Consider the following 18,253-nt stretch of genomic DNA (forward strand, 5'->3'; position numbering starts at 1 on the left):
GGCCTTGAACGCCGTCGGGCGCCCTTTGCGCCCGACGGCCACGGCCCCTGCCGGCCCGGCTCCTTGCCGGGCCCGGCAGGCGGGTCTACCTTCCAAACCGCCCCGGGACCGCCGCCAGAGATGACCAGCCCTCGCTACAAGCGTGTCCTGTTGAAGGTTTCGGGCGAGGCCCTGATGGGCAACGGCTCCTACGGCCTGGACGGCACGACGGTGAACGCCATCGCCGAGGACGTCGCCTCCGTGACCCGCCTTGGCATCCAGGTCAGCCTCGTGATCGGCGGGGGCAACATCTTCCGCGGCGTCTCCGGCGCTGCTGCCGGGATGGATCGCGCCCAGGCCGATGGCATGGGCATGCTGGCCACCGTCATCAACGCGCTCGCCATGCAGAACGCGCTGGAGAAGGCGGGCGTGCCCGTGCGCGTGCAGTCCGCCATCCCCATGGCCGCCCTGTGCGAGCCCTTCATCCGGCGCCGCGCGGAGCGGCACATGGAGAAGGGGCGGGTGGTGATCTTCGCCGCCGGCACGGGCAATCCCTTCTTCACCACCGACACCGCCGCCGCGCTGCGCGCCGCCGAGATGGGCTGCGACGCGCTGCTCAAGGGCACGCAGGTGGACGGCGTCTACAGCGCCGACCCGCGCCGCGACCCCTCGGCGAAGCGCTACGAGACGCTCACCTATCTCGACATGCTGGCGCGCGACCTCGCCGTGATGGATGCCGCCGCCATCTCGCTCGCGCGCGAGAACAAGCTGCCGATCATCGTGTTCAACATCCACGAGCCGGGCGCCTTCACCGCCGTCATGAAGGGTGAGGGCAAGTTCACCACGGTTCACGAGAGCTGAGGCACTGAAATGGCCGCCCCGCCCAACTTCCCCGATCTTCGCAAGGACCTCGTGCGCCGCATGGACGGCGCGCTGGAGACGCTGCGCAAGGAGTTCTCCGGCCTCCGCACCGGCCGGGCCAGCCCCGCGCTGCTGGAGCCGATCCGCGTCGAGGCTTATGGGACGAACCAGCCGCTGAACCAGGTCGCGAACATCTCCGTCGCCGGCCCCGGGCTGCTGTCCGTACAGGTCTTCGACCGCTCCATCACCAAGCAGGTCGAGGTCGCCATCCGTGACTCCAACCTCGGCCTCAATCCCCAGGCCGAGGGCCAGGTCATCCGCGTGCCCCTGCCGCCGCTGACCCAGGAGCGCCGCAACGAGCTGGCGAAGCAGGCGGCGAAGTATTCCGAGGCGACGAAGGTCTCCGTGCGCGGCGTGCGCCGCGACGGGATGGAGACGATCAAGGGCTGGGAGACGAAGTCCGAGATCTCCAAGGACGACGCCAAGCGCTGGTCCGACGACGTGCAGAAGCTGACGGACGAGTATGTGAAGAAGGTGGACGTGGCGCTCGCCGACAAGGAGAAGGACATCAAGGCCGTCTGAGCCGCCAGCCCATGAGCGCCGCGACACAGCCAGTCCAGAAGACGGGAGGCAGCACGCCTCCCGCCCCCGCCCATGTCGGGATCATCATGGACGGCAACGGACGCTGGGCCGCGGCCCGCGGCGTGCCGCGCGCGCTCGGCCATAAGGCCGGGGCCGAGGCGACGCGCCGGGTGGTGGAGGCCGCGGCCGACCAGGGCGTGTCCTGGCTCACCCTTTTCGCGTTCAGTAGCGAGAACTGGCGGCGTCCGGCCGACGAGGTCCGGGACCTCACGGGGCTGATGCGCCACTATCTCCGCCACGAAGTCGGGCAGCTCGTGGAGAAGGGCGTGCGCCTGCGCATCATCGGCGACCGCGCCGCCTTCGGCCCGGGGATGCTGGCCGAGATCGAGCGGGCCGAGGCGGCCACGGCCGGGAACCGGCGCATCAACCTGAACGTCGCGCTCTCCTATGGCGGACGGGCGGAGATCGCGCGCGCCGCGCGGGACCTCGCCCGGCGCGCGGCGGCCGGGGAGATCGATCCCGACGCGATCGACGAGGCCGCGCTCGCCGCCGGTCTGGAGACGGCGGGGATGCCGGATCCCGACCTCATCATCCGCACCTCCGGCGAGCAGCGGATCTCGAATTTCCTGCTCTGGCAGGCCGCCTATGCCGAGTTCGTCTTCCAGCCCGTGCTCTGGCCGGATTACGGGGCCGACCACCTGCGGGACGCCATCGCCGAGTTCCGCCGCCGCGACCGCCGCTTCGGCGCGCGGACCGGCTGATGGCTGCTCCTCCCGCCGCTGAGCCGAAGCCGGGCCGGAACTGGCGGGACCTGCGCAAGCGATTCCTCTCCGCCCTGGTCCTCGGGCCGGCGGCGCTGCTCTGCGTCTGGCTCGGCGCGAATGCCTATACGCTGCTGCTCGCGCTCGGCGCCGCCATCCTCACCTGGGAATGGGTGCATCTCTGCGGCCTCAGCACGAAGAGGCTGCCGGGGGCGGGGGTGCCCGTGGCGGTCTTCGCGGCGGGCGCGCTCGCGGTCACGGAGCACCCGGTCGCTTCCTGGCTCGTCCTGATTGCCGGTTTCCTGCTCACCTGGGCCTGGGCCGAGCGGCTCCGCGGGCGGGAGCGGGCCGGGCAGCCCGCGCTCCGCCTCGCGCTTGGGGTGCTCTATATCGGTATCGGCTTCCTCTGCCTCATCGAGCTTCGGCACGAGAATGAGGCGGGGCGGGCCAATCTCCTGTTCCTCCTCCTCGTGGTCTGGGCGAGCGACATCGGCGCTTATCTCGCTGGCCGCGCCCTCGGCGGGCCGCTCCTCTGGTCACAGGTCTCGCCGGCCAAGACCTGGTCCGGGGCGGTGGGCGGGCTGCTGCTGGCCATGGGAATCGGCGCCTTCGCCGCCGTGCAGCTCGCCCCGGGGAGTCCCTGGCGGGCCGCCGCCGCCGCGGCCGTGCTGGCCGTGGCCACCCAGGCGGGCGACCTGCTGGAGTCCGCCATCAAGCGGCACTTCAAGGTGAAGGACACCTCCAGCCTCATCCCCGGCCATGGCGGGCTGCTGGACCGGCTGGACGGGCTGCTCGCCGCCGCGCCCGCCGCCATGCTCCTCGCCCTCCTTCTCGGCTATGGCGGCGCCCTGTGGCGCTGATGCCCTCCCGGCCGCCAGCCCTTCCGGTTCCCCCTGCATGACACGACGCATCACCATCCTCGGCGCCACCGGCTCGATCGGCCGCAGCACCATCGCGTTGCTGGAGGCCGCGCCGAAGGGCGAGTTCGCCGTGGAGGCGCTCGTGGCCGGGCGCGACGCGGCGGGGCTGGCCGATGCGGCGCGGCGGCTGCGGGCGCGGGTCGCCGTCCTCGCTGATCCCGCCGGCCTCCCCGCCCTGCGCGAGGCGCTCGCCGGGACCGGGATCGAGGCGGCGGCGGGGGAGGCGGCGGTGACCGAGGCTGCGTCCCGCCCGGCGGACTGGACCATGGCCGCCATCGTCGGCGCCGCCGGGCTCGGCCCGACTCTCGCCGCCATTCGGCGCGGCGGAACGCTGGCCCTCGCCAACAAGGAGGCGCTGGTCTGCGCCGGCGAGATCGTGCTGCGGGAGATCAGGGAATCGGGCGCGACCCTGCTGCCCGTGGATTCCGAGCACAACGCCATCTTCCAGGCCCTCGACGCCCGGGACCCCGCGATGGTCGAGCGCATCGTCCTCACGGCCTCGGGCGGCCCGTTCCGCCTGGCCAGCGAGGCCGAGATGCGCGCCGCGACGCCGGAGAAGGCGCTCCGCCACCCCGTCTGGTCCATGGGCGCCAAGATCAGCGTCGACAGCGCCACCATGTTCAACAAGGGGCTGGAGGTGATCGAGGCCGCGCGCCTCTTCCCCGTCCCGCCCGAGCGGATCGAGGTGCTGATCCATCCGCAATCCACCGTCCACGGCATGGTGCAGTACGCCGACGGCTCGCTCCTCGCCCAGCTCGGCTCCCCGGACATGCGGACCCCGATCGCCCATGCGCTGGCCTGGCCGCGCCGCATGCGGGCCGATGTGCCGCGCCTCGACCTCGCCGCCCTCGGCAAGCTGGAGTTCTCGGCGCCCGACGAGGCGCGCTTCCCCGCGCTGCGCCTCGCGCGGGAGGCCTTGCTGGCCGGGGCGGGCGTGCCCACCATCCTGAATGCGGCGAATGAGGTGGCGGTCGAACGCTTCCTGGCCCGGCGCCTCGGCTTCCTGGACATCGCCCGGGTGGTCGAGGCCACGATGGAGCGCCTCGGCGCGCCCGCCGTGCCGGGGCTGGAGGAGGTGCTGGCCCTCGACGCCGCGGCCCGGACCGAGGCCGGCCACATCGCCGGCCGGCTCGGACTCGCGGCCTAGATCAGAGCGACCTGCCCAGAGAGGCGAAGAGAGACCACCGTGGAATTCCTCCCCGATCCCTTCCGCACCATCCTCGCCTTCGTGGTGGTGCTGGGCGTGCTGGTCTTCTTCCATGAGCTCGGCCACTACGCCGCGGCCCGCTGGCGCGGCATCTTCGTGGAGAAGTTCTCCATCGGATTCGGCCGCCCGCTCCTCGCCTGGACCGACCGGCGGGGCACGGACTGGCAGATCGGCTGGCTGCCCCTCGGCGGCTACGTGAAGCTCTACGGGCAGGAGGGCCCTGGCGACGTTACCGATTCGGTGGACGCCCCGCCCGGCCACGACCCCCGCGGCCCGCGCTTCCACGACAAGCCGGTCGCGGACCGTGCCATCGTCGTCGCGGCCGGGCCGATCGCGAACTTCGTCCTCGCCGCCGTGCTCTTCTCCGCGCTCTTCATCGCGGTCGGCCGGCCGGTCGGCACCACGACCGTGGCCTCGGTGGTCGAGGGCGGCGCGGCGCAGCAGGCCGGCATCCTGCCCGGCGACCGGATCCTCTCCCTCGACGACCAGGCCGTGACGCGCTTCGAGCAGGTGCAGGCCCATATCCAGCCCCGCGCGGGCCAGCCCGTGCGCGTCCGGCTGCTGCGGGAGGGGCAGGAGCTGACCCTCACCGCTACCCCGGCGGCGCGGCCGGGCCGGGGGGAGGGGACGCCGCCCGTCGGGATGCTCGGCGTCGGCGGCGGCGCGGCCACCTATGAGCGGACGGACCCGCTCTCGGCGGTCTGGGGCGGCATCACCTACACGGCCGAGGTGACGGCGCAGACGCTCGGCGGCATCTGGCAGATGATCACGGGCCAGCGCGGGTCCGAGGAGATCGGCGGGCCGCTCCGCATCGCCCAGCTCTCGGGGCAGGTGGCCAGCCTCGGCCTTTCCAGCCTCGTCAGCTTCATGGCGATCCTCTCGGTGAACCTGGCGCTGATCAACCTCTTCCCCATCCCCGTGCTGGATGGCGGGCATCTCGTCTTCTACGCGCTGGAGGCGATCCGTGGCCGCCCCCTGCCGCCGCGCGCGGTGGAGTACGGCTTCCGCGCCGGGCTGGCCGTGCTGGCGACGCTCTTCATCTTCGCGACCTGGAACGACCTTTCCAGCTTCGGCCTGTTCCGCTGGGTCCACGGGCTGTTCGGCTAGCCGCCCGCCGTTTCCGGGGCTTGCGGCGGAAACCTTCGCGGGGGTGGCAACCGGCGGGGCTTGCGGCTAGGTTGCGCCACCGCGAACCGGAACAGCCGGCACAGGATCACGCCTTGCACGCCTCGCCTTTCTCCCGGGCCCTTCTGCTGGCCGCCACCACCCTCGTGCCCATCACCACGGCGACGGTCGCGGAGGCGCAGCCTCGCCGCCCCGGCCCGGCGGCGCGCCCCGTCGCGCGACCCGCTTCCGGCACGGTCCGCGCCATCGACGTGGAGGGCAACCAGCGCATCGAGGCGGACACGATCCGCTCCTACATGCTGCTCCAGCCCGGCGACGCCTTCGAGGAGGAGAGGCTCGACCGCTCCCTCCGCACGCTCTTCGCGACCGGGCTGTTCCGGGACGTGCGCGTCGGCCGGCAGGGCGACCGGATTCTCGTGCAGGTCGAGGAGAACCCGATCGTCAACCGCGTCGCCTTCGAGGGGAACAGCAAGCTCGGCGACGACGTGCTGCGCAACGAGGTGCAGCTCCGCTCGCGCTCGGTCTTCACCTCCCAGGCGGCCCAGGCGGACCGCGCCCGGCTGCTGGAGATCTATGCACGCCGCGGCAGGCTTTCCGCCACGGTCGAGCCGAAGGTCATCCAGCTCGAGCAGAACCGGGTGGACCTCGTCTATGAGGTCAACGAGGGGCAGGTCGCGCTCATCAGCCGCATCAACTTCGTCGGCAACCGCTCCGTCTCCGACAGCCGGCTGAAGGAGATCGTCGCGACGCGCGAGGCGGCCTGGTACCGCCCCTTCAGCAGCAGCGACACCTACGAGCCCGAGCGCCTGAACTTCGACCGCGAGCTGCTGCGGCGCTACTACCTTCGCCAGGGCTATGCCGACGTGAACGTCACGGGCAGCGCGGCGGAGCTGTCGCCCGACCGTTCCGGCTTCTTCGTGACCTACACGATCGACGAGGGCCGCCGCTACCGTCTGGGCAAGATCGAGACGACCTCGGCGCTGCGCAACGTCACGGCGGACCAGCTCCGCCCGACGATCGATCTCTCCGCCGGCGACTGGTACGACGGGGAAGCCGTGGAGCGCGCCTCGGAAGCGATGTCCGACCGCGCGAACGCGCTCGGCGCCCCCTTCGTGGAGGTCACGCCGCGCATCGTGCGCAACAATGCCGCGGGCACGGTCGACATCACCTTCGAGGCGAAGGAGGGCAACCGCCTCTACGTCGAGCGCATCGACGTCACGGGCAATGTCCGCACGCAGGACCGGGTGATCCGCCGCGAGTTCCGCATCGCCGAGGGCGACGCCTTCAACGCCGCGCTCGTCCGCCGCTCGCGCCAGCGCATCCGCGACCTCGGCTACTTCAACGACGCGACCATCTCGACGACGCCGGGCTCTGCGCCGGACCGCGTGGTGCTCGGCGCCAATGTCAGCGAGCGCGCGACGGGCGAGGTCTCGATCGGCGGCGGCTACTCCACCGATGCCGGCGCGCTGGCCGATCTCGGCCTGCGCGAGCGCAACCTGCTCGGGACAGGCATCGACGCGCGGCTGAACGGCGTGATCGCCCAGCGCCGCAGCCAGCTCGACCTCTCCGTGACGGATCCGTCCTTCCTCGACCGCAACCTCGCGGTGGGTGCGGACCTGTTCTACATCACGCGCGACCTGCTCAGCTATTCCGGCTATCGCGAGCGCCGCTACGGCTTCGCCGTGCGCGCTGGCTACGAGTTCAACGAGTACCTGCGGCAGTCCTGGGCCTACACCCTCTCCAACCGCAACATCTACGACGTCGATCCCCTGGCCTCGCGCTACATCCAGGAGCAGAAGGGCGAGACGCTGCTCTCCCAGATCGGCCAGACCCTCACCTATGACCGGCGCGACAGCCGCCTCGATCCGCGGAACGGCTACCTCCTGCGGCTGGGAACCGACTTCGCCGGCATCGGCGGCGACGTGCAGTACGTCCGCGGCCGCGTGGACGGCGCCTACTACATCCCCTTCGAGCGGCTGCTCGGCGATCCGAACTACGTCCTCGCGATCCAGGGCTCGGTCGGCTATCTCGAGCCCTTCGGCGGCAAGAACGAGCGCATCGTCGACCGCTTCTTCCTCGGCGGCGAGAACCTCCGCGGCTTCGAGGTGGCGGGTGCCGGCCCGCGCGACCTCTCGACCACCTCGCGCGACAGCCTGGGTGGCCGCTTCATCTACACCCAGACGACCGAGTTCCGCTTCCCGCTTCCCATCCCGGACGAGATCGGCATCACCGGCCGCGCCTTCGTCGATGTGGGCGGGCTGAGCGGCTCCTCCTCCGGCGTGGGCGTGGTGGACGACTCCTCCCCCCGCGTCGGCTCGGGCGTGGGCGTTTCCTGGCGCAGCCCGTTCGGCCTGATCAACCTCGACTTCGCTCAGGCCGTGGTGAAGAAGGACTACGACCGGACGCAGTTCTTCCGCTTCGGCTTCGGCACGCGGTTCTAGAGACGAGATGACTGGAGTTCGCATGATGACCGCGCGCCCTGCGCTCGCCGCCCTGGCGGCGATCCTGATCCCGGTGGGCTCCGCGCTCGCCCAGTCCGATCCTGGCTTTTTCATCCCCCCCGGCGGTGGCGGTGGCGGTGGGCAGTCCCGCCCGGCGCAGGCCCAGCCGCAGCAGCAGCGCCCGGCGCAGCAGCCGGCCCAGCAGCAGCGGCCGCCTCAGGGGGCCCAGCGCCCGCCGCAGCCGAACCCCGCCCCGCTGCCCCCGGGCCAGCCGCCGCCGGCCGCCGTGATCGGCATCGTCGACGTGCCCGAGATCCAGCGGAATTCGACCGCCTTCAACAGCGTGCGCGAGGAGATCGAGAAGCGGCGGCAGAAGCTGAACGACGACCTGCAGCGCGAGCAGACGCGCTGGCGCGAGGAGCAGCAGACCCTCGCCAACCAGCGCGCCACGATGAACCCCGACCAGCTCCGCCAGAAGGAGCGCGAGTTGCAGGAGCGGATCACCGACAGCCAGCGCGTCTTCCGCGACCGCTCCCGCACGATCGAGCAGGTGGCCCAGGGCGCGCTGCAGGAGATCGAGCAGGCGCTCGCCGTGGTGATCCGCCAGGTGGCGGCCAGCCGCAACGTGAACCTCGTGCTGCCGCGCCCGCTGGTGATCTTCAACGACGCCCCCTTCGACCTGACGGACGAGATCAGCCAGCAGGTGAACCGCGTGCTGCGCAACGTCACCCTTCCGCCGGAGGGCCAAGCACCCGCGCCGGCCGCGGCGGGTGGCGGGCAGGCGCCGGCGCAGCGCCCGGCCGCGGCGCCCGCGCAGCAGCCGCAGCAACGCCGCTAGGCCGTGGCGGCGGATCCCCGCTTCCACCCCGGCGCTGGTCCCATCCCGCTCGCGCAGCTCGCGCAGGCGGCCGGGATTCCGGTGCCGGACGGCCAGGGCCACCGTCTCTTCGCCGGCGTCGCGACGCTCGGGGCTGCGGGCCCGGAGGACGTCTCGTTCCTCGACGCGCGCCGCTGGCTGCCCAGCCTGCGCGAGACCCGCGCCGGGGCGGTGGTACTGGCGGCGGAGAACGCCCATGCCGTGCCAGAGGGCACGGTGGCGCTCGTCTCCCCCGCGCCCGTCCTCGCCTTCGCCCGCATCGCGACCCTGTTGCACCCGCCGCCGGCCGCGAGCGGCTCGCGGCACCCGACCGCGGTGGTGGGGGAGGGCGCCGTCATCGGCGAAGGATGCGAGATCGGCGCCTATGCCGTGATCGAGGACGGCGTCGTTCTCGGGCCGCGCTGCATCGTGGGGCCGCACGCCCATATCGGGCGTAACTGCGTCTTCGGCGCGGAGTGCCGCATCCTCTCCCATGTCACCGTCACCCACTGCGTCGCGGGGGACCGCGTGACGCTCAACCCCGGTGCGCGGATCGGCAGCGAGGGCTTCGGCTTCGCCACCAGCGCGCGCGGCGAGCACGTCACGGTTCCGCAGCTCGGCCGGGTGATGCTGGGCAACGGCGTGGAGGTCGGGGCGAATGCCTGCATCGACCGGGGATCGGGGAACGACACGGTGATCGGGCCCGGCACCCGGCTGGATAACCTCGTCATGCTCGGGCACAACGTGCGGACCGGGCGCGGCTGCGTCATCGTGGCGCAGGCCGGGATCTCCGGCTCGACCACGCTCGGCGACTTCGTGGTCGTCGCGGCCCAGGCGGGAATGACCGGGCATCTGACGATCGGCGACAAGGCGCGCGTCGGGGCCCAGGCGGGCGTCATGGCGGATGTGGAGCCCGGCACGGACGTGCTGGGCAGCCCCGCCATCCCGGTGCGCGAGGCGATGCGCTCCTTCGCCGCCCTGCGGAAGCTGGGCCAGTCGAAGGCGGCGAACAAGGCGGCGGAAGCGAAAACGAGCGATTGAGCATGGCTGACAATGCAGAACAGGCGCCCGGAGCGCCGGCGGAGAGTGCGGGCGAGATGCGCTCCACCCTCGACATCGCACGGATCATGGAGGCGATCCCCCACCGTTTCCCCTTCCTGCTGGTGGACCGGGTGGTGGACCTCATTCCCGGCGTCAGCGCGGTGGGCATCAAGAACGTGTCGATCAACGAGCACGTCTTCCAGGGCCACTTCCCGCGCCATCCCGTCTTTCCCGGCGTGATGATCATCGAGAGCATGGCCCAGACCGCGGGCGTGCTGGTGGTCGAGACGCTCGGGCCGGCATCGCGCGGCAAGTTGGTCTACTTCATGTCCGTGGAGGGCGCGAAGTTCCGCAAGCCCGTGGTGCCGGGCGACCAGATGCGCGTGCATGTCACGAAGGAGCGTCAGCGCGGCAACGTGTGGAAGTTCTCCGCCGAGGCGAAGGTGGACGGCGCCGTGGTGGCCGAGGCCACCTACGCCGCCATGATCCTGGACAGCTAGGCGTGGCCGACATCCATCCGACGGCCATCGTGGCGGAGGGCGCGTCCATCGCCGCCTCGGCCACCATCGGCCCCTACGCCACCGTCGGCGCCGACGTGGTGATCGGCGAGGGCGTGCAGGTCGGCGCGCATGCCGTGCTCGACGGCGTCACTCATCTCGCCGAAGGCGTGCAGATCCTGCCCTTCGCCTCCGTCGGCCTGCCGCCGCAGGACCTGAAGTACCGGGGCGAGCCCACGCGGGTGGAGATCGGTCCCCGCAGCATCATCCGCGAGCACGCGACGGTGCATCGCGGCAGCGTGGGCGGGGAGGGCATCACCCGCCTCGGCGCCGAGTGCCTCATCATGTGCGTCGCCCATGTCGGGCATGACTGCCAGCTCGAGGACAGGGTCATCCTCGCCAACAACGTCATGCTCGGCGGGCACGTGCATATCGGCGACAACGTCTTCGTCGGCGGCGGCACGGCGATCCACCAGTCCGTCCGCATCGGCCGGCAGGCGGTGATCGGCGGCATGAGCGGGGTGGAGCGGGACGTGATCCCCTTCGGCTCCTGCATGGGCAACCGCGCACGGCTGATCGGGCTCAACCTCATCGGCCTCAAACGCCGCGGCTTCGGGCGGGAGGCGATCAACGCGCTGCGCGCCGCCTATCGCGGCCTCTTCCTCGGGCGCGGCACCTTCGAGGACCGGATGGCGCTCGTCCAGCAGGACCATGGGGGCCAGCCCCAGGTGGCGGAGATCCTCTCCTTCATCGAGGCGCCGAGCCGGCGTGGCCTCATGCGGGCCGGGCGCCAGGCGGACGACGCGGCCGAGGCCGAAGCGGCCTGAGCGCGATGAGCGGGGAGCCCGTCGGGATCATCGCCGGTGGCGGCGCCATGCCGCTGCGCGTGGCCGCCGCCTGCCGCGCCATGGGCCGGCCCTTCGTGGCCGTGCTGCTGGAGGGCTTCGCCGATCCCGCCGACTGGGCGGGGGAGAGGTTCATGGTCTTTCGCCTCGGCGCGGCGGGCGGGGCGCTGGACTGGATACGCGCCTCGGGGGCGAGGCAGATCGTCCTCGTCGGACATGTCCGCCGCCCCTCCATCCTCTCGCTCCGGCCGGATGCGAAGGGCGCCGCCTATATCGCCCGGATCGGCATGCGCGCCTTCGGCGGCGACGACAGCCTGCTCTCCGCCGTCCGCCAGGTCATCCGGGAGGAGGGGTTCGAGCCCGTCGGCCCGACGCGCTTCCTGCAGGAGGCCCAGTGCCCGCCCGGCCTGCTCACCCGCGCGGCGCCCGATGGCACGGCAATGGCCGACATCGCCCGCGGCGTCGCCGTGGTGCAGTCCCTCGGCCGGGCCGATGTGGGGCAGGGGGCGGTGGTGCAGCAGGGCCTCGTCCTCGCCGTGGAGGCGATCGAGGGCACGGACGCCATGCTCGCCCGCGTGCGCGACCTCCGGCGGGAGGGGCCGGGCGGGGTGCTGGTGAAGCTCGTCAAGCCCGGGCAGGACCGGGAGGTGGACATGCCCGCCCTCGGGCCCCGCACGGTGGAGGGTGCGATTTCCGCGGGTCTGGCCGGCATAGCCTTCGAGGCGGATGGCGCGTTGCTGGTGGACCGCGAGACGATGGTGGCCCGGGCGGATGCGGCCGGGCTGTTCCTTCTCGCCATCCGCCCCGGGGAGTTTTCCGGGGCGACAGCAGGAGCCACGACATGAGCGATACCCCGAAGGGCAAGTTCCTCCACACCATGATCCGGGTCGGGGACCTGGAGCGCAGCATCGCCTTTTACACGAAGATGTTCGGCATGCGGGAGCTGCGCCGGAACGACGTGCCCGACGGCAAGTACACCCTCGCCTTCCTCGGCTATGGCGGCAACGCGGCCGGCGAGGGCGAGATCGAGCTGACCTACAACTACGGGGTCGAGAAGTACGAGATCGGCACCGCCTTCGGACACCTCGCCATCGGCGTGCCCGATGTCTACGCCGCCTGCGAGCGCATCAAGGCCGAGGGCGGCAAGGTGGTGCGCGAGGCCGGGCCGCTGAAGTTCGGGACCACGATCATCGCCTTCGTCGAGGACCCCGACGGCTACAAGATCGAGCTGATCCAGCGCGCCTGAGCCCGGGCGCGTGACCCCGGACCCCTTCCGCCTCATCACCGATGCCGCCTCCCGCACCGGGGAGGCGGCCCTCGCCCTGGCCGGGCGGGAAAGGTTGAGGCTGGCCGTCACCGGCCTGTCGCGGGCGGGGAAGACGGTGTTCCTCACCTCCCTCGTCGCCAATCTCGTGGCGGCCGGGGCGGGGCGGCGCACCCTGCCGGCGCTGGAGGCGACGTCGGGCCGGTTGCGCGCCGCGCGCACGGTTCCGCCGGGGGTGGAGGCGACACCGCGCTTCGACGCGGAGGCCCATCTCGCGGCGCTGGCCGCCGATCCGCCGGAATGGCCCGCGCGGACGGAGGACCTCTCCACCCTCTCCGTCCTGCTGACGCTGCGGCGGCGCGGGATCTACGGCCAGGTGCTGCCCGACCGCGAGGTCACGCTCGACCTGCTGGACTATCCCGGCGAGTGGCTGCTCGACCTCCCCATGTTCGCCCAGGACTTCGCCGAGTGGTCGGACGCCACCCTCGCGCGCCTCTCCACGGGCATCCGCGCGGCCCCGGCGGCCGAGTTCCTCGCCTTCGCCCGCGCCCTGCCGGCCAATGCCCCGGCGGAGGATTCCCTCGCCCGCCGCGGCCACGCGCTCTACCGCGCCTTCCTGCTGGACGCGCGAGACCGGCTGGGGCTGCGCTTCCTCCAGCCCGGCCGCTTCCTCAACCCCGGACCCTCAGGCGACGCGCCGCTTCTCTGGTTCTTCCCGCTGCCCTCCGCGGCGCGCGAATCCCCGCTCGGGGAACTGCTCGCCCGGCGGCACGAGGCCTATCTGCGGGACCAGCGCGACCGCTTCCTCGATCCCGTCTTCCGCCGCTTCGACCGGCAGGTCGTGCTGGTGGACGTGCTCGGCGCCCTCCATGCCGGGCGCGAGGCCTTCGAGGACACGGCCGAGGCGCTCTCCGCCATCTCCGCCACGCTGCGCTACGGGCGCGGCTGGCTGGACCTGCTGACCGGCGCCGGCATCGCCCGCGTGGCCTTCGCCGCGACGAAGGCGGACCACGTGCCGGAGGTGAGCCGCGACAGCCTCGCCTCCCTTCTCTCCGACCTCGTGGACGCGCCGCGCCGGCGGGCGGAGATCGCGGGCGCCTCCGTCTCCGTCCATCCCGTCGCCGCCATCCGTTGCACGCAGGAGGCGACGGCGGCGCATGAGGGGCGGGTGGCCCCGGCCGTGCGGGGCGTGCTGCTGGAAAACGGGCGCTGGGCGACGGTGGACCCGGGCCTCGTTCCGGCCCGCCGTCCGCCGGAGAGCTTCTGGAACGCCGCCTATTTCGAGATGCCGGTCTTCCGACCCCCCGCGCTGGAGGCGGGCGGGCGGGCGGGCGTGCCGCATCTCGGCCTCGACGGCCTTCTCTCCACCCTCCTGGGCGACGCGCTGTAATCCGGGGCGGGGCGGGCCATATGCGCCCGGCCATGAGCGAGACCGCCCCCCGACCGCCCCGCGTGATCCTCGAGGAAGAGGCCGGCCCCGCGCGCCTCGACCACGGCTGGGAGGGCGGCACCGAGCCCGCATCCATCCCGTCGGCGGGCTTCTCGACCCTGTCGCTCCTGGCGATCGGCCTCTCGGCCCTGATCCTGGGCTTCGCCGCCCTCGCGGCCGGCAACTACGTCGCGGAGCAGTTCGCGCGCGCGGCCTGGCTCGGCTGGCTCACCCTCCTCGTCGCCCTCGGCGGCTTCGGGACGATCTTCTGGGCCATCCTGCGCGAGTTCCGGGCCCTCCTGCTGCTACGCGAGGTGGACGCCGCCCGCGCCGCCTTCGCGCGGGGCGACTTCACCGGGGCCAAGGCGCATGTCCTCTCCTGGGCGGAGCCGATCCCGCTCGCCGCCCCCTTCCTTCCCGCGCTCCGCGAGGCGCCGGACCTGCCCGCCCTACGCGCCCTGCTGGAGAGCGGCCCGCTCGCCTCGCTGGACGGCGAATCGCGCCTGATCGGGCGCCTCGCGGCCGTGCAGGGCTTCGCGGCCACGGCGATCAGCCCCTCTCCCGCCCTCGACGCCCTGGTCGTGGGCTGGCGCGGGTTGCGGCTGGTGCGGCAGGTGGCCGCGCTGCACGGGATGCGCCCAGGGATCGCCGCCACCGCGTCCCTCCTGCGCCGCGCCGCCTTCGACGCGGCGACGGTGGCAGCGACGGAGGTGGCGACCGACACCGCCGTGCGGGCCATCGTGAGCAACCCGCTCGTCGGGCATGTCGTGGGCGAGGCCGCCACCGGGGCTGTGGCCGCGCGGCGCTTGATCACCTTAGCGCGAGCGACCTCTTCCGCGTGCCGGATCCTTCCAACCAACTGAAAATGCTCAACTCGATAAGGAGGGCCTTTAGGGGCGCGTAATTTTTTCCTGGCAGAGTGCCTGCATCTGCGAGGAGAGCCCATGCATATCCGTACCCTGTTGCTCGCCGGTGTCACCGCGATTGCCATTCCGGGCCTCGGGGTCCTGGGCTGGAATTCCTGGCAGGCCTGGACGGGCTGGGAGAAGGCCGAGCGCGCCACCTACTCCACCCGTGTGCTGAACGGCACCCTGCGGGGCATGGCGGCCATCGGCGTGGAGATGGGGGTACTTAGCTCCGCTGCCCGCACCGGGACGGGCGACATCGCTGCGCTGGCCAGCGATGCCCGCCTCACGGACGGGCTGCTGGACGGCGCCCGCCAGGCCCTCCTGGCCGAGGGACGGGATGCCGGCCCGATCGACCGCTCGGCGCATATGCTGAACGCCCTTCGCCGGCGCGTGGGGGAACATGTGGCCAAGGGGGGGAGGGAAGGCGACCCGCGGCTGGTGTCCGACCTCCTCAATGCCCGCAGCGAAATCATCGATGGCATGGACGCCGCCGCGCGGAGCGCCGAGAAGCGCATCAACGAGGCCGCGCCCGAGATCGCGATCCTTGCCGAGATCGGGCGGCAGATCACGGCGCTGCGGACGGAACTCGGCGCGCGGAGCCTCGCCATCAACGCCTGGCGGGGCGGGCAGCCGGTGACAGCGAGCGCCGTGGCCAATGCCCAGATCCTGACGGGACGGGCCGGGATGACGATGGAAACCGCGCGCCGGCTGACCGCGGAGGTGGGCGACCCGGATCTCCTCAAGGTCCTGGAGAGGGTGGAGGCCGACTACACCCGCGCCGCGGAGCCGCAGTACCGTGCCTATGTCGAGGCCGCCGCAGCGAGCCTGCTCTCCCGTGCCGCGCCGGCCTGGCCCAGCGGCAACGCGGAGTACCAGCGCTGGACCGTCGAGGCGTTGACCCAGGTACTCCCGCTGCGCGACGCGGCGCTCGAAGCTGCGCTGGAGAGGGGCGATTCCGCGGCCGCTGCCGCCCGCACCCGCCTGCTGGTCAGCCTGCTGCTCGCCGGGATGGCCCTGCTCGTCGCCATCGGCAGTATCAACCTCCTGCTGCGCCGGCTCGTGACGCCCGTGCGCGACCTGACCGACGGGGTGGGCCGGATCGCGGCCGGCGAGCTGGACATCGAGGTTCCCCATCGCGGCCGCCCGGACGAGGTCGGGGCCATGGCCGAGGCGATCGAGGTGCTGCGTGCCAACTCCGTCGCCCGCCGGAGCCTCGCCGCCGAGGCGGAGGCCGCGCGGGAGACGCGCGAGGTGCGGGCCGCGGAGATGGAAGGGCTGGTGCGCGGCTTCCAGGCACAGGCAGGGGAGATGGCGCGGACCCTCTCCTCCGCCTCCACCGAGCTGGAGGCGACGGCGCGCGGCATGACGGCCACGGCCGAGGGCACCAGCAGCCAGGCTGGCCGCGTGGTCTCGGCCGCTGAGCAGGCGAGTTCGGGCGTCCAGACCGTTGCCTCCGCGGCTGAGCAGCTGACGGCCTCGATCGGCGAGATCAGCCGCCAAGTTTCCCAGGCAACCACCGTCGCCGGCCGCGCCGTGGATGACGCCCGCCGCACGGACGCCACGGTGCAGACCCTGGCCCAGGGCGCGGCGCGGATCGGGGACGTGGTGCGCCTCATCAGCGACATCGCGGGGCAGACGAACCTGCTCGCCCTCAACGCGACCATTGAGGCGGCGCGCGCCGGCGAGGCGGGCCGGGGCTTCGCGGTGGTGGCCTCCGAGGTGAAGACCCTCGCTTCCCAGACGGCCAAGGCCACCGAGGAGATCTCCGCCCAGATCGCCGAGATCCAGGCCGCGACGGATCAGGCCGTGGTCGCCATCGGCGGCATCGGCCGCACGATCGAGGAGGTCAGCGGGATCGCGGTCGCGATCGCGGCGGCCGTCGAGGAGCAGGGCGCCGCCACGGGGGAGATCGCCCGCACCGTGCAGGAGACGGCGCGCGCCACCGAGGCGGTGACGGCCAATATCGCCAGCGTCAGCCAGGGCTCGGCCGAGACGGGCGCGGCGGCGGGGGAGGTGCTCTCCGCCGCTTCCGACCTCGCCCAGCAGGCCGAGCGGCTGAACGGAACCGTCACCGACTTCGTGGCGCGGGTCCGGGCGGCCTGAGCGGGCGCGGGCGGAGGGCGGTCAGCCCCCGATCAGGGTGACCCCTTCCGCCGCGTCGCCGATGCGGGCGAGGCTCTCCTCCCGCCCGAGCACGAGGAGGACCGCGTCGATCGGCGGCGACTGTAGGCTGCCGGTCAGCGCGGCGCGCAGGGGCTGGGCCACCACGCCCAGCTTCACGCCCTCCGCCGCGGCGAAGTCGCGCAGCGCGGCGTCCAGCCCCGCGCGGTCCCAGGCCGTTCCCCCCAGCCGCTCCGCGAGCCGGGCGAGGCGGTCCCGCACATCGGGATGGTCGAGGGCCTCCGCGGCCTTGGGCTCGTACTTCAGCGGGCGCTCGGCGAGGGCGAAGCGGGCGCCCTCGGCCATCTCGACGAGGGTGCGGGCGCGGGGCTGGAGGTCCGGGATCAGCGCCTCGACCCGCGCGGTCTGCGCCTGATCCAGCGCGCCGAGCCAGGGCGCGAGGCGCGGCAGGAGGGAGGCGGGATCGGCGGCGCGGATGTACTGGCCGTTGAGGTGGGACAGCTTCGCGTAGTCCATGCGCGAGGCCGCGCGGCCGACGCCGCCGAGGTCGAACAGCTCGATCGCGCGCTCGCGCGGCACGAACTCCTCGTCCCCATGGCCCCAGCCCAGGCGGAGGAGGTAGTTGCACACGGCCTCCGGCAGGAAGCCCTGGTCCCGGAACTCCAGCGCGCCGACCGCGCCGTGCCGCTTGGAGAGCTTGGCGCCGTCCGCGCCGTGGATGAGCGGGATATGGGCGAAGGCCGGCCGCTCCCAGCCCATGGCGTCGTAGACGGTGCACTGGCGGAAGGTGTTGGTCAGGTGGTCGTCGCCGCGGATGACATGGGTGATGTCCATGTCGTGGTCGTCCACCACCACCGCGTGGAGGTAGGTCGGGGTGCCGTCGGAGCGCAGGATGATCATGTCGTCCAGCTCGCTGTTCGCCACGCGCACCTCGCCCTGCACGAGGTCCCGCACCACGGTTTCCCCCTCGCGCGGGGCCTTGATGCGGATCACGGGGGCGATGCCGGCCGGCGCCTCGGCGGGGTCGCGGTCGCGCCAGTTGCCGTCGTAGCGGGGAGGGCGCCCCTCGGCCTGGGCGCGCTCGCGCATGGAGACCAGCTCCTCGGCGGTGTCGTAGGCGAGATAGGCGGCGCCCTTGGCGAGCAGCTCCTTCGCCACCTCGGCGTGCCGCGCCTCGCGCGAGGTCTGCATCACTGGCGGCTCGTCCGGCGAGAGGCCGAGCCAGTCGAGGCTCTCGATGATCTGCTGCACCGCCTCGGGCGTGCTGCGCGCGCGGTCCGTATCCTCGATCCGGAGGAGGTACTGCCCCCCGTGGTGCCGCGCGAAGAGGAAGTTGAAGAGCGCGGTCCGGGCCCCGCCGATATGCAGGTAGCCGGTGGGGGAGGGGGCGAAGCGGGTGCGGACGGTCATGCGCCC

Annotated in this window: 17 protein-coding genes; 16 read left to right on the top strand and 1 reads right to left on the bottom strand. The window is 72.7% G+C overall.

The annotated features are described in order from the left end of the window. The first annotated feature begins 120 nt into the window (after positions 1–120). The 16 genes from pyrH (at position 121) to FHS87_RS07370 (ending at position 16,819) form a co-directional block, all read left to right on the top strand. The gene (pyrH, locus tag FHS87_RS07295) at positions 121–840 is read left to right on the top strand and encodes a UMP kinase (protein ID WP_184515601.1); all 720 of its coding nucleotides are present in this window, start codon (positions 121–123) and stop codon (positions 838–840) included. Between the two features lie 9 nt (positions 841–849). Beyond that, positions 850–1,422 (top strand): ribosome recycling factor, encoded by a 573-nt coding sequence (frr, locus tag FHS87_RS07300; protein WP_184515604.1) that lies wholly within the window; start codon positions 850–852, stop codon positions 1,420–1,422. Between the two features lie 11 nt (positions 1,423–1,433). Then, a complete protein-coding gene (gene uppS / locus FHS87_RS07305; RefSeq protein WP_184515606.1) occupies positions 1,434–2,183 on the top strand; it encodes a polyprenyl diphosphate synthase in 750 nt (249 codons plus the stop codon). Beyond that, positions 2,183–3,043, top strand: a complete 861-nt coding sequence (locus FHS87_RS07310; RefSeq protein ID WP_184515609.1) for a phosphatidate cytidylyltransferase — start codon at positions 2,183–2,185, stop codon at positions 3,041–3,043. The genes uppS and FHS87_RS07310 overlap by 1 nt, the downstream gene beginning before the upstream one ends. 37 nt (positions 3,044–3,080) lie before the next feature. After that, positions 3,081–4,250, top strand: coding sequence for a 1-deoxy-D-xylulose-5-phosphate reductoisomerase (gene dxr, locus FHS87_RS07315; protein WP_184515613.1), 1,170 nt, complete (start codon positions 3,081–3,083; stop codon positions 4,248–4,250). Positions 4,251–4,289: 39 nt separating this feature from the next. Further along, positions 4,290–5,417: an RIP metalloprotease RseP gene (gene rseP, locus FHS87_RS07320; protein ID WP_184515616.1), complete on the top strand. Its 1,128-nt coding sequence runs from the start codon at positions 4,290–4,292 to the stop codon at positions 5,415–5,417. 113 nt (positions 5,418–5,530) lie between these two features. Then, the gene (bamA, locus tag FHS87_RS07325) at positions 5,531–7,876 is read left to right on the top strand and encodes an outer membrane protein assembly factor BamA (RefSeq protein ID WP_184515619.1); all 2,346 of its coding nucleotides are present in this window, start codon (positions 5,531–5,533) and stop codon (positions 7,874–7,876) included. Positions 7,877–7,901: 25 nt separating this feature from the next. Next, entirely contained in the window at positions 7,902–8,714 is an 813-nt protein-coding gene (locus tag FHS87_RS07330) for an OmpH family outer membrane protein (protein ID WP_246418157.1), read from the top strand. Between the two features lie 3 nt (positions 8,715–8,717). After that, positions 8,718–9,773 (top strand): UDP-3-O-(3-hydroxymyristoyl)glucosamine N-acyltransferase, encoded by a 1,056-nt coding sequence (lpxD, locus tag FHS87_RS07335; RefSeq protein WP_184515625.1) that lies wholly within the window; start codon positions 8,718–8,720, stop codon positions 9,771–9,773. A 56-nt stretch (positions 9,774–9,829) separates the two neighbouring features. After that, positions 9,830–10,273, top strand: a complete 444-nt coding sequence (fabZ, locus tag FHS87_RS07340) for a 3-hydroxyacyl-ACP dehydratase FabZ (protein ID WP_184515848.1) — start codon at positions 9,830–9,832, stop codon at positions 10,271–10,273. Positions 10,274–10,275: 2 nt separating this feature from the next. After that, positions 10,276–11,097, top strand: a complete 822-nt coding sequence (lpxA, locus tag FHS87_RS07345) for an acyl-ACP--UDP-N-acetylglucosamine O-acyltransferase (RefSeq protein WP_184515628.1) — start codon at positions 10,276–10,278, stop codon at positions 11,095–11,097. A gap of 5 nt (positions 11,098–11,102) precedes the next feature. Further along, entirely contained in the window at positions 11,103–11,960 is an 858-nt protein-coding gene (locus FHS87_RS07350) for an LpxI family protein (protein WP_184515631.1), read from the top strand. Further along, the gene (gene gloA / locus FHS87_RS07355) at positions 11,957–12,361 is read left to right on the top strand and encodes a lactoylglutathione lyase (RefSeq protein ID WP_184515634.1); all 405 of its coding nucleotides are present in this window, start codon (positions 11,957–11,959) and stop codon (positions 12,359–12,361) included. The genes FHS87_RS07350 and gloA overlap by 4 nt, the downstream gene beginning before the upstream one ends. A gap of 10 nt (positions 12,362–12,371) precedes the next feature. Beyond that, positions 12,372–13,769 (top strand): YcjX family protein, encoded by a 1,398-nt coding sequence (locus FHS87_RS07360; RefSeq protein ID WP_184515637.1) that lies wholly within the window; start codon positions 12,372–12,374, stop codon positions 13,767–13,769. Positions 13,770–13,801: 32 nt separating this feature from the next. Beyond that, positions 13,802–14,671, top strand: a complete 870-nt coding sequence (locus tag FHS87_RS07365; RefSeq protein ID WP_184515640.1) for a DUF697 domain-containing protein — start codon at positions 13,802–13,804, stop codon at positions 14,669–14,671. A gap of 81 nt (positions 14,672–14,752) precedes the next feature. After that, a complete protein-coding gene (locus FHS87_RS07370) occupies positions 14,753–16,819 on the top strand; it encodes a methyl-accepting chemotaxis protein (protein WP_184515643.1) in 2,067 nt (688 codons plus the stop codon). A 21-nt stretch (positions 16,820–16,840) separates the two neighbouring features. On the opposite strand, the gene gltX is transcribed toward FHS87_RS07370, so the two are convergent. Further along, positions 16,841–18,247, bottom strand: a complete 1,407-nt coding sequence (gene gltX / locus FHS87_RS07375) for a glutamate--tRNA ligase (RefSeq protein WP_184515646.1) — start codon at positions 18,245–18,247, stop codon at positions 16,841–16,843. Between the last annotated feature and the right edge of the window lie 6 nt (positions 18,248–18,253).

The sequence above is a fragment of the Muricoccus pecuniae genome, assembly GCF_014199205.1.
GTDB classification, from domain to species: Bacteria; Pseudomonadota; Alphaproteobacteria; order Acetobacterales; family Acetobacteraceae; genus Roseomonas; species Roseomonas pecuniae.